Source organism: Accumulibacter sp., from assembly GCF_029255125.1.
Lineage (GTDB): Bacteria > Pseudomonadota > Gammaproteobacteria > Burkholderiales > Rhodocyclaceae > Accumulibacter.
Map to the genome: position 1 here is coordinate 1 of NZ_JAPUVR010000081.1, position 14,000 is coordinate 14,000.

The window sequence follows — 14,000 nt, forward strand, 5'->3', positions numbered from 1 at the left end:
GCCGATGCGGAAGGGGGTGGCGAGCACCTCGAGCAGGTCGCGCGCGAGCACGGCAGCGTCGTCGGCGTTCTCCACTTCTTCCATGAGGATCGCGAAGACGTTGCCGGGCAGGCGCGCCAGCGTATCGCCGTCGCGCAGGCGTGACTTGATCCGTTCGCCAATGGCCGTCAGCAGGCGGTCGCCGGATTCGTAGCCGAAACGCTCATTGACCTCCTTGAAGTGGTCAACGTCGAGAACCAGCAGCGCCAGCCTGGCATTCATCAGTTCCGCCTTGGTCAGTGCGTGTTCGAAATGGATGTTGAGCAGCGTGCGGTTGGGCAAGTGGGTCAGGGGGTCGTAGCAAGCGATGAATTCGGCGCGCTGGCCGAAGTCGCGCAGACGCGTGATATCGGTGAATACACCAATGTAACGTTCGGTTACCCCCGCTTCGTTGACTACGGCGGTGATCGTCAACCACTGCAGATAGGTTTCCCCGTTCTTCCTGCGGTTGCAGATCTCACCCTGCCAGAAACCGTGCTCGGAAAGCTGACTCCACAAAGCGGCGTAGAAGGTCGCGCCATGATGGCCGGACTTGAGCATGCCAACGGTGCGGCCGATCGCTTCTTCGCTGCTATAGCCAGTGATCTCGCTGAAGGCGCCGTTCACGGCGACGATGTGCGTTGCCGCATCGGTGATCAGGATGGCATCCCGGCTGTGCACAAAGACCGTCGCGGCGCGCCGAATTGCTTCCTCGTCCTGCCAAAGCGCGGTTATATCGTCGAAAACGGCCGCACAGCAGCCGCCCGATGGGCGATAGGCGGTGACCCGGTAGCGCCGTCCGAGATCGCTGGTGAAATCGTCGTAGTGCGCGTCGTCGCCGCTCACGGCGACTGCGGCAAAGCGTTCAATCCAGCGCGGGTCGATCCCCGGCATGACCTCGCTCACCCGCTGGCCCACGATTTCTGCCCGGGTGAGACCGGCGATCGCCTCGAACGCCGGGTTTACCTCGAGAAAGCGGTAGTCGTAAGGTATGCCGTCGGCGCTGAACAGGATTTCCTGCACGGCGAAGCCACAGGTCATCGCGTTGAAGAGACTGCGCAGGCATCGCTCGGATGCGCGCAGCGCGGTCTCGGCACGTCTGCTGGCAAAGGCTTTGACCGCGTATTCGGCGAGCGCAGAAACGTTCGCGATGTCGTCGCTGGAATAGCCACCCCAGCGATTGGCCAGCTTGAGCAGGGCGCGCACCTTTTCCTCGTGCACGATCGGCAGCGCCATTTCCCTGGACGGGGTGCTTGCTTCGTTGTGCCGCTCGCTGCTCTCGGTAGCGGCCGGGTGTTTGTCGGCCAACACGCGCTCATTGCTGTCGCTCTCTGCTCGACGCTCGTCGGGCAGCACCGACGCCGCCTTCTGCCCAGCGGCGGGTGGCCGGGTCGGGAGCATCTCGATCGTCCCGCTCGTGCTCCCGGTAAGCTCGATTGCGCTTTCCAGGGCAATCTGCAGGTGCGCCTCGAGGTCAGCACTTGCCGCCAGTTCACTCAGTCGATCGTGCGCGCGTAATCGGACCTCGTCGCGCTTCTGCTCTCCGGTGCTGCGGAGCAGCGAAAAGAGACGCCCGCCAGAATCCGGTGAGTGGAAAGTGGTGACTTCGACTGCCCACGTCGTGCCGTCCTTGCGGCGGTGGCGGGTGAGCACGCGCTCGTTGCCGGCGGGCGGCAGTCCATCGCCGGCGATCGCCGCCATCGGGCAGGTGGGGCCGGCAGTGAGTTGCTGGGTGGTCAGTTGCAGCAGGTCACTGCGCGTATAGCCGGAAAGGCGGCAATAGGTCTCGTTGACGTCGAGCAGACGGCCGGTCAGATCGGTCAGCCAGAAGCCGTCGAGCACCGTCTCGCGCAATTCGGGTGTGTGGCGAACCGCTGATTCGCGCGTGAATTGCGCCGCCTGGATGCTGAGCAGGAGATGGCGCGCGTTGCCGGTCAACGGGTAGTCGGCATCGCCAATCGGACGTAGCGACCAGTTCCAGTCGCCCGGTTCGCCGGTTGGGCTGACATTGGTCAGGAACGGACGCGCGGTGTGCACGTGCGCCATTCCCGAACTGCGGACCCGGCGGAACACCTGTTCGACGCGCGTCTGGGGAAAGACGTCGAAGTAGTTGCGGCCGCGCAGCAGTTCCAGCGTCTTGCCATTGGCGAGCGCAAAATGGCGGTTGACGTAGACGAAATCGAAGTCGGCATTGAGCACGGCGATGGCCAGACCCGCGTGCTCGAGAATCGCAAGCCAGGGCGAGTCGGTGGCCAGGCCACCCAGAATCTGCCGTTCGACTTGGCTGCTGGCGAAGGAGATGGATGTCATGATCGATGGCTCGTGAGGGTTGCCAGCCGGGAGTTGGCGTTTGCCGATCCCGCTCGTCAAACGGCCAGGCTGATCGCCGCGACAATCGGCGTCAGTGCTGGCGAGAGACAATTTACCCTGTTTTCGACCGCCTGATCGTGCATTCGATCACGCTTTTTTTCCCTGCCACAGGCGGGGAGGGGCCACGACCGCCGCACGCGACCGTGCGTTGTGGTGACGGCCTAGTGGCGCAGAGCGGCGACCAGCGAGGCAACGTCGTCGGCCGACTCACGCATGATTTCGCGCAGGGTTTCCTCACCGACAACGAGATCGATCGTCGCCGCCATCCCCTCGCGCGGACAACCGTCGAGGTCGCGCAGCGGGCTTTCGACCGGCGCCAGCTCGTCGGCGAGGAGCAGGGTATCGCCGAGCGTCATTGGCGGCATGGCAAGGAAACCCTGCCAGCAGACTTCGGCCGCATCGACGATCACTGCCGGGACCGCCAGCGCCTTGAGCACGGCTCGTCCGACTTCCGCCTCGCCGCTTTCGCTCCAGGCGGGAAAGTCTTCATCGAGCAGGCCAGGGTAGTCGGACGTGCGCGAAATCAGGTAAAAGGCGCCGACTTCGTGCACGATGCCGGCGAAGAGCGCCGTTTCCGGGTCGAGTCGGGTCACCCGGCGGGCGAGCACCTGCGCCAAGGCCGCGACGTGCGCGGTATGCTCCCACAGTCGCTCGGCCAGTTCGCGGTCGCGCGCTGTCGCCGATACGGCCAATTGCCGACTGACGACCGCACTGGCCAGTGCGCGCAGGTAGCGAAAGCCGAGCCGCATGACCGCCGTTCGTACGTCGGTGATCGGTCGGCCTGAACGATTGCAGGCTGCCGAGTTGGCAACGGCGACGACGCGCGCCGCCAGCAGCGGTTCCGCCTGGACCAGCCGGACTGCCTGGTCGAGCGAGCAGTCGGGGTCGTCGAGCGTGCTCTTGAGCTTCAGGGCGACTACGGCGCTGGTTGGAAAGCTGACTTCGGCGCGCTCGATCTGCGCCGCGATGGTCTTGAGGATCTCATATCGTTCCACGTTGATCTCCGGGCTCCTGGCGGCTTCACCGGGCGCTGCTCAGCGTTCGGAAGCGACCAGCGCCGTGGCAATTTGCGATAGCGGCAGGACCTGCTCGACGGCCCCCAGCTTGATTGCCTCCCTGGGCATCCCGAAAACGACGCACGACGCTTCATCCTGGGCGATCGTTGTCGCACCGGCCTCGCGCATCTCCTTCAGACCGCGCGCGCCGTCGTCACCCATGCCGGTCATGATCACGCCGAGTGCGTTGCGTCCGGCGAAGCGGGCCACCGAACGAAAAAGCACGTCGACCGACGGTCGGTGGCGATTGACCAGTGGCCCATCGACGATCTCCACGTGGTATTGGGCGCCGTTGCGTTTGAGCAGCATGTGCTTGCCGCCCGGTGCGATCAGCGCACGGCCGGGCAGGACGCGATCGTTCGAGCGGGCTTCGCGAACCTCGATCGCGGCCAGCGAGTCGAGCCGGGCGGCAAACATTCCGGTGAAGCGCTCGGGCATATGCTGGACGACCACGATTCCCGGCACCGTCTTCGGCAGGCTGGTGAGGACCGTTTCGAGCGCCTGCGTGCCACCCGTCGAGGTGCCGATGGCGATCACCTTGTCGGTCGTTTGCAGCACCGGCGCCGTTCCGGCAGACAGAATCACGTCTGCCCGGTTGACCGGCTGACTCGCGGCTGGTGGCGCAACGAGACGTGTCGTACCGCTGGTGCTGGCCGTTGCGCGCAACGCGTTGACGTTGGCCCGCGCGGCCGTACGCACAGCGGCGACGATGTCGTCCGACGAATCCTCCAGAAAGGCTTTCAGCCCGAGTTTCGGTTTGCTAATTACGCTGAAGGCGCCGGCTGCCAGCGCCTGCGTCAAGGCATCGCTGCCGGCGGTGGCCAGCGAAGAGCAGACGATCACCGGCGTCGGTCGCTTGGCCATCAGCGCGCGCAGGAACGACAGGCCATCCATGCGCGGCATCTCGATATCGAGGATGATCACATCCGGCCAGGCGCGCTGCATTTTCTCCATCGCGAACAGCGGGTCGGCGGCAGTCGCCAGCAGTTCGATATCGCCCGCTTCGCCGATCGCTCGCGCCACCGCCTGCCGAACGACCGCCGAGTCGTCTACCACGAGCACGCGAATTCTTGGCTTACTCATCGTTCCTTGCCCGATCATCCGGCTGGCTTGCGATAGATCGTCGGTCTGACCGCCAGCAGGTTGGTGGTCAGACCGTTGAGCGATTCCGAATGGCCAACAACGAAGTGGCCGCCCGGTTTCAGGCTGGGCAGCATGTTCGCAACCACCTTGCGCTTGGTTTCAGTATCGAAATAGATCATTACGTTGCGCAGGAAAATGACGTCGAACTGGCCGACGCCGCTGATCGGCTGCGTCAGATTGACCTGCGCGAAACGGACGTGCTGCCGGAGCCGGCCGTCGATCAGAAGTTTCCCTTCCTGCGAGCGGACACCCTTCAGGCAGTACTTGCGCAAGAACGCCGGCGGAATCCCCGAGATGCGCTCGAGCGAGTAGACGCCCGCCTGCGCGCGCGCGAGTACGGTCATGCTGATGTCCGAGCCGAAAACCTCCCACGCGCGCAGCGGGCAGTACTCGGCGAGGACCATGGCCATTGAGTAGGCTTCCTCGCCGCTCGAACTGGCGCCGCTCCAGATGCGGAAGAGACCGCCAGCACCCGCCTCCTGTTGCACCAGGTCGCGCAGGAAGTCGAAGTGCTGCGGCTCACGAAAGAAATAGGTCTCGTTGGTCGTCAGCAGATCGACCATCGTCTGCAGTTCGTTCGGTTCTTCGTCCGACGACAGCAGCCGGTAGTACTCGCCGTAGGTGGCGAGTCCGTAGTAGTCGAGCCGGCGGCCGAGGCGGCCGACGAGCAGCACACGCTTGGCGTCCGACAGACTGATCCCGGCGATACGATAGATCAGCCGCTGGAAGAGGGCGAACTCCTGATCGGTGATGGCGGGGCGGACGGTGTTCATCGGTGCTCAGAAAAGTTCGATGTCAGTCTTCTTCGGCGCGGCGAGCAGCGTGCTGGCGTACGACCTCTCGGCTTCGACGATGCTCTGACTGGTTTGTCCGCGCTTGCAGAAGACCTCGCCCGTCTGCGGGTTGAGGATGACCTTGCGCGACCACGGGCCCATCAGGTCGGCAGCGAGCAGTTGGATTCCCTCGCGTGCCAGCCACTCGCGGGCGAATTCGGCATTGCGTTCGCCGATGCTGACGCCAGTGAGCGACGAAATCACGTTGCCGCCGCCAAAGGCCTTGCCCTGCAGGCGCCTCTTCTGCGCGCCGCGGTTGAGCATGCCGTTCATTAGCGCTTCCATGCAGAAGTTGCCACAGAGCAACACATCGAGGTCGCGGTTGCTCGACTTCTCATGGCGCGGCAGCATGAAATGGTTCAGGCCGCCGACGTGCAGCACCGGATCCCACAAGCAGACGGCGACGCAAGAACCGAGCAGGGTGGACATCGGGCGTTCGCTTTCGACCGCCCAGCCGCCAGGCTTGACCGTGCGCGCCATCCGCTCGAGCTCGCGCGGATCGCTCACCGACCCTCCTGCTGGCTGTCCGGCGCCGGCGCCGGGCAAGTACCTGGGCGCCGGAGTGTGGTCACATCGTCGTAGATGACCGCGATCTGGCCATAGTGCGGACAGTAGGCGGTCACCCGGTAGTGGCGCCCGAGATCGCTGGAAAAATCGTCGAACTGTGCGCAGTCTCCTTTCAAGGCAACGACTTGGTATCGTTCGAGCCAACGGCTGTAGAGCTGCGGGACGACCGCGCTGGCGCAACGACCGACGATGCGCAAGCGATCGAGGCCGGTGATCGCTTCGAAGGCGGGATTGACTTCGAGGAAACGGTAGTCGCACGCCTTGCCCTCCGCGTCGAGGACGATCTCGTGCAGCGCAAAGCCCGAAGTGAGCGTTTCGAACAGGCTGCGGAAGCGTCTTTCGCCGGCCACTGGAACGCTGCCGTCGCCCGGCTCGCGCGGCGCAGCGTCCGGCCGTGCGGCCGGGTGTTGAATGGTCAGCACCAGATAGCGCGTGCCGTCGGACTTGGCATGCTCGGCGAAGGGTGTCAGCGACCAGTTCCAGCGATCGAGATCGCCGCCGTGTCCGGGTTGCCAGCGGCTGGGCCGAGCCGAGCAGGCGCGTGCGATGCCGGAATCGCGCACCTGGCGAAAGACCGCTTCGCTCGCCGCGTGTGGAAAGAGTTCGAAATACTTGCGACCAGGAAAGAACGCTACCGGTTTGCCAATCGCATCGGCGTAGCTCGGGCTGACACCCAGGAAGGCAAAGTCGGCGTCGAGTACGGCAACGGCAACGCCCGCCTGGTCGAGAATCGCTGCCCATGGCGAAGCGCTGTCGATTCCGGCGACGAGGTGACGTTCGAGTCTGGCTCTGCTGGCAACATTCATGGCATGAAGTCTGGTCAGTTTGACAACTCAGGCGGCAGCAGGTCGCCATCTTGCAACGCGTGTTCGTTCCCGGCGCACGGGCAAGCCGCTTGGCTTCGCCCTGCGTGGAAGGCTGGCGAGCGGCCTCCAGGATCGTTCCGCTCGCGCTCTCTTTCAGTCATCTCCGGCCGTTGCTGGCGCCGCTACGCCCGCCTCCCGTCGGCGGCGACATGTTGCGCCGGTGGATGATCAGGTTCATCGCTGCCGCGGGCTCAGAAGCGTTGGAAGTCGTGCTCGCTGGCGGGCTTGGCGGCCGGGGCGCGCCTTGGCGCACGGGCGCGCGTCGCGGCGGCCGGCGGTGCGGCGGCAGCGCGCTGCGTGCGGCTGGCGGTGGTCGTGCGGCGCGCGGCGCTGTTGGTCGACTGTTCGCCTTCGGCCAGACGGAAGAAGGTCATCAGATCCTGAAGTTGCGCGGCCTGCCCGCCAAGTTCTTCGGCGGTCGCGGCGAGTTCCTCCGAGGCCGAGGCGTTGTGCTGCGTCGCCTGGTTCAGTTGCCCCATCGCGCCGTTGATCTGGCCAACGCCGGCCGATTGCTCCTGCGACGCCGCAGCGATTTCCTGCACCAGGTTGGACGTCTTCCGGATCGCTGGCACCATCTCGCCGAGCAGCGCTCCGGCGTGTTCGGCGAGTTTCACCGACTCCTTGGCCACGTTGCCGATTTCCTGCGCGGCCACCTGGCTGCGTTCGGCGAGTTTCCTGACCTCCGCCGCGACGACCGCGAAGCCCTTGCCGTGCTCGCCGGCGCGCGCCGCCTCGATCGCCGCGTTGAGTGCCAGCAGGTTCGTCTGGTAAGCGATGTCGTCGACGATGCCGATCTTTTCGGCGATCGTCCGCATCGCTTCGACGGTGCGGCCGACTGCTTCGCCGCCCTCGGTCGCCTGACGGGCGGCCGCCGCCGCCATGCCGTCGGTGACCTTGGCATTCTCGGTATTGCGCACGATCGAAGCGCTCATCTCCTCCATGCTGGCCGTGCTTTCCTCGACCGACGCCGCCTGCTCGCTGGCCGACTGCGAGAGCGACTGCGCGGTCACCGAGACCTGGCCGGAGGCATTCGACAGGTTGTCGGCGGCGATCCGCACCTTGCCGATGATCTCGCGCTGCTGCTCGACCATCGTCCTGATCGACCAGGCCGCGCTGCTCGTGTCGTCGCTGCGCGTGTTGACCTCGACCGAGAGATCGCCGGCGGCCAGACGCTCCATCGTTGCGCCAATCGCTGCTGGTTCGCCGCCCAAGTGCTTCATCAGCCAGCGATAGGTCAAGAGGAGCGAAGCGGCAAGGACGACGATCGCCAGAACCAGCACGGCGTAGGTGGCGAGCTGGAGGCGGTGGGCAATCTCGGCGGCTGGCTGCCCGGCGGTCGACGTGCGCTTGTCGAGCATGGCAAAGAACTCATCGACCGGCTTCATGATCTTGGCTTTGTTGATGTGGTAGTTGCGGTCGTGCATCATCTCGACCGCCTGCTGGCGCGAGAGGGTGTTCGCCGCATCCTTGGTCGCGGTCTTCGCCTGGCTGCCGCCGGCCTCGCGCGCTGCGTTGCGCACTGCGGTCATCGCCAGCGTCTCGGTCTTCACCAGGGCGTCGGAATTGGCCTTCGCCTGCTCGAGCTTGGCCAGTTCATCGCTGGTAAAGCCTTGGGCGCGCATCAGATCGAGCAGGGGCACTGCCTTTTCGTCCGGGCGTGGCGGCGCGTCGTTGGCAGCGACGAAGTCCCAGTAGATCCGCTCGTAGCTTTGCGGGCGCGGCTTGTTCCCGTTGCGGATTGCCAGGATGTCGAGGTATTGCTGTTCATAGCGAGCATCGCCCGTGACGACGAAGGTGCGCGCAAGGCGGGTGAGGTCGTCCGACGACTGGCGCAACTCGTCAGCGAGCAGATACGAGTGGTAGCGCGACTCGTCGGCCCGGCGCACCTCCTGATAGGCTGCGTTGGTCAGGTAGGTGATGAGGCAGAGCAGGCCCATGAGGACGGCGGTCGTTGAGCCGAGCGCGATGAAAACCTGCCTGATCGTGAGCGTCTTGTTCATCGCGTGTCCCTTTCGGTGTGGTGCTATGAATTCACAATTGCGTCGAAACTGTGCGGCACTGCGCGCGCTGAGCACCACTCCGAAGCATTTCGTCGGGCGGCCGGGGCCGGCCGCGGCGCCCTCGCCGGAAGTTGCGGCGAGGCGCCTGTTTCGCCGGTCAGCGCGCGCCTGAGCGAGCTCGCCCGAGCCTGGCCGAGGCCGACTCTAGTTGCATGTCGTGCCGCCCGCTTCGCTGTTGGCGACCTGTGCCAGGAGGACGATCTCGTCCACCGACAACACCTTGACGATGTTGAGGATGATGACGAAGCGGTTGGACACTTTGCCCATTCCCTGGATGAAGTCGGCGCGGATTCTGGCGCCGAAGGTCGGTGGCGGTTCGATCTCGCTGCCGGGAATCTCGATCACCTCGGATACGGCATCGACCATGACGCCGATGTCGTGTCGCGCGTCGCCCTCGCTGACTTCCAGGATGACGATGCACGAACGCTTGCCGACCCGGCTCGGCGTGCCGCCAAAGCGCGCGGCGAGGTCGATTACCGGCACGACGGCGCCGCGCAGGTTGATCACGCCCCGGATGAACGGCGGCATCATCGGGATCTCGGTGAGGCTGCCGTACTCGATGATTTCCTTCACGTTCAGGATGGCAACGGCAAACATCTCGCCGCCCAGGAGGAAGGTCAGGTATTGCTGCGGGGCGTCGGCGGCGGCCAGACGGACGCTGCCGGCGCCTGTTCGGACGAGTGCGTTGGCGGGCCCGGCCGGCGCTTGGTTGTGGGCGATCAGGCTCATCGTTGGCTCTCCCTCAGAAGCGTTCGAAGTCGTGGGTAGCGGTCGGCGTTGCTGCAGCGGCTGGCCGCCCGCCGGAGCGGGCGCGCGGCGCTGCTGGCGGCGGCGCGCTGGCACGTGGCGTTCGACCGGCCGCGGCGGCTCGCCGCGTGGTCGTTGGCGACCGGCCGCTGTCGGCCAGCCGGAAGAAGGTCATCAGTTCCTGCAACTGACCGGCCTGACCGCCGAGTTCTTCGGCGGTCGCGGCGAGTTCCTCGGAGGCCGAGGCGTTCTGCTGCGTCGCCTGGTTCAACTGGCTCATCGCACCGTTGATCTGCCCGACGCCGGCTGTCTGTTCCTGCGACGCGGCGGTGATTTCCTGCACCAGGTCGGAAGTCTTCTTGATCGAAGGCACCATTTCACCGAGCAGCGTTCCGGCGCGTTCGGCCAGCTTGACCGAATCCTTGGCGACGTTGCCGATTTCCTGCGCGGCGACCTGGCTGCGTTCGGCCAGCTTGCGCACCTCGGCGGCGACGACCGCGAAGCCCTTGCCGTGCTCGCCGGCACGCGCCGCCTCGATCGCTGCGTTGAGCGCCAGCAGGTTCGTCTGGTAGGCAATGTCGTCGACGATGCCGATCTTTTCGGCGATGCTCTTCATCGCTTCGACCGTCCGGCCGACCGCTTCGCCGCCCTCGGCAGCCTGGCGGGCGGCGGTCGAGGCCATGCCATCGGTCACCTTCGCATTCTCCGTGTTCTGGACGATCGAGGCGCTCATCTGTTCCATGCTGGCGGTGCTTTCCTCGACCGAGGCAGCCTGCTCGCTGGCTGACTGCGACAAGGACTGCGCGGTCGCCGAGACCTGGCCGGAGGCGTTGGCGAGGTTGTCGGCGGCGCCGCGTACCTCGCCGATGATCTCGCCGAGCTTGCCGACCATGGCGTGCATCGCGCTCATCAGTTGGCCGACCTCGTCCTTGCCCTTGATCTGGATGTCGACCGTCAGATCGCCCGTGGCAAGCGCGTTGGCGGCGTTCAGGGCGTCGCCGATCGGTCTTGTGATCGAACGCGCGAGCAGGAAACCGAGCAGCGCGGACAACAAGGTGGCGATGATCGCGCCGCCGACGACCAGGTTGCGCCCGGTCTCGTACATGACGTCGGTATCCCGGCCGGCCTTCTCCATCATCTTGGCCTGGAACTGGCTGAACTCCTGCAGGGCCTGTACCAGCGCGTTGTTGTTCGGCGCAATGTTGCTGCGGATGAACGCGGCGAGCGCCGCCCGGTCGTTACGCGCCAGCTTGTACGCTTCGTCGAATTCAGGGGCGAGCCGCTTCTCTTTTTCGCGTACGACGCGCAGCAGCTCGCGACCGCGCTCGGTGTTGACCAGTTTCTCTATCTTGCCCAGGTCACTGTTGAGATCGTTGCGGTTCTTGTCGATCCCGGCAAGCGCCTTTTCGGCCTCGGGCAGGTTGCCGGCCAGCGCGGCATTGCGGATCTCGCGCCCGCTGTCGAGCGTTTCCTGGATGGCGTCCGCGGCCAGCGCGGTCAGTGGATAGCGGACGTCGACCACCTCGTTGATCGAATTGTTCAGGTCGTTCATTCGCACGACGGCCAGGATGCTGATGGCGACCAGAATCACGATGACCAGCGCAAAGCTGGCAATCAGACGCGCGCCGATGCGCAGATTGTTAAGCATGACGGACTCCTTTGATTCGAATAACAATAGCGTTGATCACGGCGAGCATCTCGGTGGCACAAGCGGCGGGCTGCCCTTGCTGCTCAAACTCGCCAGCAGTTCACGCCGGGTGCGTGGCAGCAACCGGCGGTTGCTGGCGCGGACGGCGTGGGCCTGCCGGCGAATCTGCCTTTGCCCTGGACGGGGTCGGCACGCATGCGGTCGGTGATGCGGGTCCGGGCGATCAGCGCAATGGTCCGGACCGTCTTGGTACAACACTTTCAGAAGCAGATCGCGCAGCCAATCGGCGAGCGATCGTTCAAACACTTGGCACGTTCTACCGGGCAACGCGCCAGCGCGCGCGGCGAACGGGCAAAGCCTTGCGGCATGGCGCCGGGGCGCCGGCGCCAGCTCGCTCGGGGCAGGGGGCAGACGCGGGGGGTCATCGGCACCGCTGCTCCGGGCGAGGCTGGCCGGGGGCAGGCACGCAGGCACGCGCCCGACAGCGAACGGATGGCTTTGGCGGTTCACGGGGTGAGCGCCGTTTCGCGGCGCGGCGCGGCGAGTCGCCGTTCCTCGCTGCTGCCGACCAGGCCGACCAGCGCGGGTACGTCGAGGATCAGCGCGACCTCGCCGCTGCCCAGGATGGTCGAGCCGCCGATCCCGCGCAGATGGCGGAAGAGGACGCCGAGCGGCTTGATCACCGTCTGGAACTCGCCGAGCAGCGTATCGACGACCAACCCGGCCTTGCGACCGGCGTAGTGCACGATGACCACGTTCTGGCGCGCGGGGACTTCGCCGCCGATTTCGAAAAGCTCGCGCAGGCGGACGAAAGGCAGCACCTCGCCGCGCAGGTTGAGATAGTTGCGCCCGGCGGTCGTCTCGGTCAGTTCGATGCATTCGACGACCGATTCGAGCGGCACGACGTAGGCGGCTTTACCGACGCCGGTCAGGAAGCCGTCGATGATCGCCAGCGTCAGCGGCAGGCGAACGGTGAAGGTCGAGCCCTGACCTTCGTTCGTGCTCACCTCGACGCTGCCGCGCAGGCCCTGGATGTTGCGGCGGACGACGTCCATGCCGACACCGCGGCCGGAGATGTTGGTCACCTGGTCGGCGGTCGAGAAGCCGGCTTCGAAGATCAGGTTGATGATCTCGTGCTCGGTGAGCGTGGCGGCCGGGTCGAGCAAGCCGCGCTCGATCGCTTTGGCGCGGATCTTCTCCTTCGGCAGTCCGCCGCCGTCGTCGATCACTTCGATGACGACGCTACCCGAGTCGTGATAGGCGTTGAGCTGGACGGTGCCGTTTTCGGGTTTGCCGCGCTGCGCGCGCACGGCGGGCGTTTCGATGCCGTGGTCGATGGCGTTGCGCACGAGATGCATCAACGGGTCGCCGAGCTTCTCGACCACCGACTTGTCGAGTTCGGTTTCGGCGCCGGTGATCAGCAGATCGATGCTCTTGCCGAGTTCGCGCGAGCCGTCGCGGACGACGCGGTTGAAGCGGTTGAAGGTCTCGCCGATCTGCACCATGCGCAGTTGCAGCGCCGAGTCGCGGATGTCCTCGACCAGACGACGCAGCACCGAGGTCGATTCGACCAGCTCGGAGTAGCCGCTGCGCTGGGCGAGCAGGCTGGTGCCCGCGCCCGCGATGACGAGTTCGCCAACCAGGTCGATCAACTGGTCGAGCTTGTCGGCGTGCACGCGAATCATGCGTGCCTCGCCCGCCTTCTTCTCGTTGACGGCGGCCTGCCGATTGGCAGCCGCTTCGACGATTTCCTTATGGACCACCTTCTGGCCGACGAGAATTTCGCCGATCGGCGGCGGTGCCGCCATTTCGCCGGCTGCCGCGGCGCCCGACTGGGCAGCCAGGCCGGCCTCGAGTTCGGACTGCGTCAGGGCGCCCGAGCGGACGAGAATCTCGCCCAGGCGCATGCTGTCCTCGGGCAACTGGTCGATCAGCTTCAGGTACTCCTCGATCTTCGAGTTCGGCGGCAGGATGTGCAGCGTGCACTCGTCGCGCACGAAGTCGAAGACGCTTTCGATCTGCGCTTTCGAGGCGCGCGTCTGAAACCGCAGCTCGAAGCCCAGGTAGCAGCACTCGGGGTCCATCTGAGCGGCGCCCGGCATCGCGTCGGCGAGCGTGGTGAGCGCGATGATCTCGCCGAGCGAAGTGAGGTAGTGCAGGAACGACAGCGGGTCGGTGCCGTTCTTGAGCACACCGGGCCCGAAGCGCAGCGAGATATGCCAGGCGTCGGTGACGACGATGCCGCCACCCGAGGCGGCGAGATCTGCCTCGTGTTCGACGGGCAAGGCGCCGCCGGCTGCGTCCTCGCCGAGAAACTTGCGGCTCAGTTCGGCGAGCAAGGCGTCGCCGCGTTGCTGGACGGCCGCCTCGGGCTGCGGCAGGCCGTTGGCCAGCGCGTCGAGCAGTGCGCCAAGGTGGTCGCAGCATTCGAGGAGGACGGTCGACAGTTCGCTGCTGACCGGAATCTCGCCATTGCGCAGCTTGTCGAGGACGTTCTCGACCTTGTGCGTGAAGGCTTCGATGTAGTGGCATTCGACGACGCCGGCACCGCCCTTGATGGTGTGCGCCGCGCGGAAAATGGCGCCGAGATTGCTTGCGTCGTCGGGCGCCTGCTCGAGTTTGAGCAGTCCGTCCTCCATCGCCAGCAACTGGTCGCGGCTTTCGGTGACGAAGGTACTGGTCAGTTCGTCCAT

The 14,000-nt window shown here is 65.6% G+C and carries 10 protein-coding genes; all 10 read right to left on the reverse strand.

Annotation, left to right across the window (positions count from 1 at the left end; translation table 11 throughout):
- Window positions 1-2,328: PAS domain S-box protein (locus Q1L59_RS04760; protein ID WP_300328779.1), on the reverse strand; the 2,328-nt coding region annotated here is incomplete at its 3' end.
- A gap of 221 nt (window positions 2,329-2,549) precedes the next feature.
- Entirely contained in the window at window positions 2,550-3,383 is an 834-nt protein-coding gene (locus tag Q1L59_RS04765) for an HDOD domain-containing protein (protein ID WP_300328781.1), read from the reverse strand.
- Window positions 3,384-3,422: 39 nt separating this feature from the next.
- The gene (locus tag Q1L59_RS04770) at window positions 3,423-4,526 is read right to left on the reverse strand and encodes a chemotaxis response regulator protein-glutamate methylesterase (RefSeq protein ID WP_300328784.1); all 1,104 of its coding nucleotides are present in this window, start codon (window positions 4,524-4,526) and stop codon (window positions 3,423-3,425) included.
- 14 nt (window positions 4,527-4,540) lie between these two features.
- A complete protein-coding gene (locus Q1L59_RS04775) occupies window positions 4,541-5,359 on the reverse strand; it encodes a protein-glutamate O-methyltransferase CheR (protein WP_300328787.1) in 819 nt (272 codons plus the stop codon).
- A 6-nt stretch (window positions 5,360-5,365) separates the two neighbouring features.
- The gene (locus tag Q1L59_RS04780) at window positions 5,366-5,926 is read right to left on the reverse strand and encodes a chemotaxis protein CheD (RefSeq protein WP_300328790.1); all 561 of its coding nucleotides are present in this window, start codon (window positions 5,924-5,926) and stop codon (window positions 5,366-5,368) included.
- Window positions 5,923-6,792 (reverse strand): PAS domain-containing protein, encoded by an 870-nt coding sequence (locus Q1L59_RS04785; RefSeq protein ID WP_300328793.1) that lies wholly within the window; start codon window positions 6,790-6,792, stop codon window positions 5,923-5,925. The genes Q1L59_RS04780 and Q1L59_RS04785 overlap by 4 nt, the downstream gene beginning before the upstream one ends.
- Before the next feature lie 251 nt (window positions 6,793-7,043).
- Window positions 7,044-8,852: a methyl-accepting chemotaxis protein gene (locus Q1L59_RS04790; RefSeq protein ID WP_300328795.1), complete on the reverse strand. Its 1,809-nt coding sequence runs from the start codon at window positions 8,850-8,852 to the stop codon at window positions 7,044-7,046.
- Window positions 8,853-9,056: 204 nt separating this feature from the next.
- Window positions 9,057-9,641, reverse strand: a complete 585-nt coding sequence (locus Q1L59_RS04795) for a chemotaxis protein CheW (protein WP_300328797.1) — start codon at window positions 9,639-9,641, stop codon at window positions 9,057-9,059.
- A gap of 13 nt (window positions 9,642-9,654) precedes the next feature.
- Entirely contained in the window at window positions 9,655-11,307 is a 1,653-nt protein-coding gene (locus Q1L59_RS04800; protein ID WP_300328800.1) for a methyl-accepting chemotaxis protein, read from the reverse strand.
- A 506-nt stretch (window positions 11,308-11,813) separates the two neighbouring features.
- Window positions 11,814-14,000: a chemotaxis protein CheA gene (locus tag Q1L59_RS04805; protein ID WP_300328803.1), complete on the reverse strand. Its 2,187-nt coding sequence runs from the start codon at window positions 13,998-14,000 to the stop codon at window positions 11,814-11,816.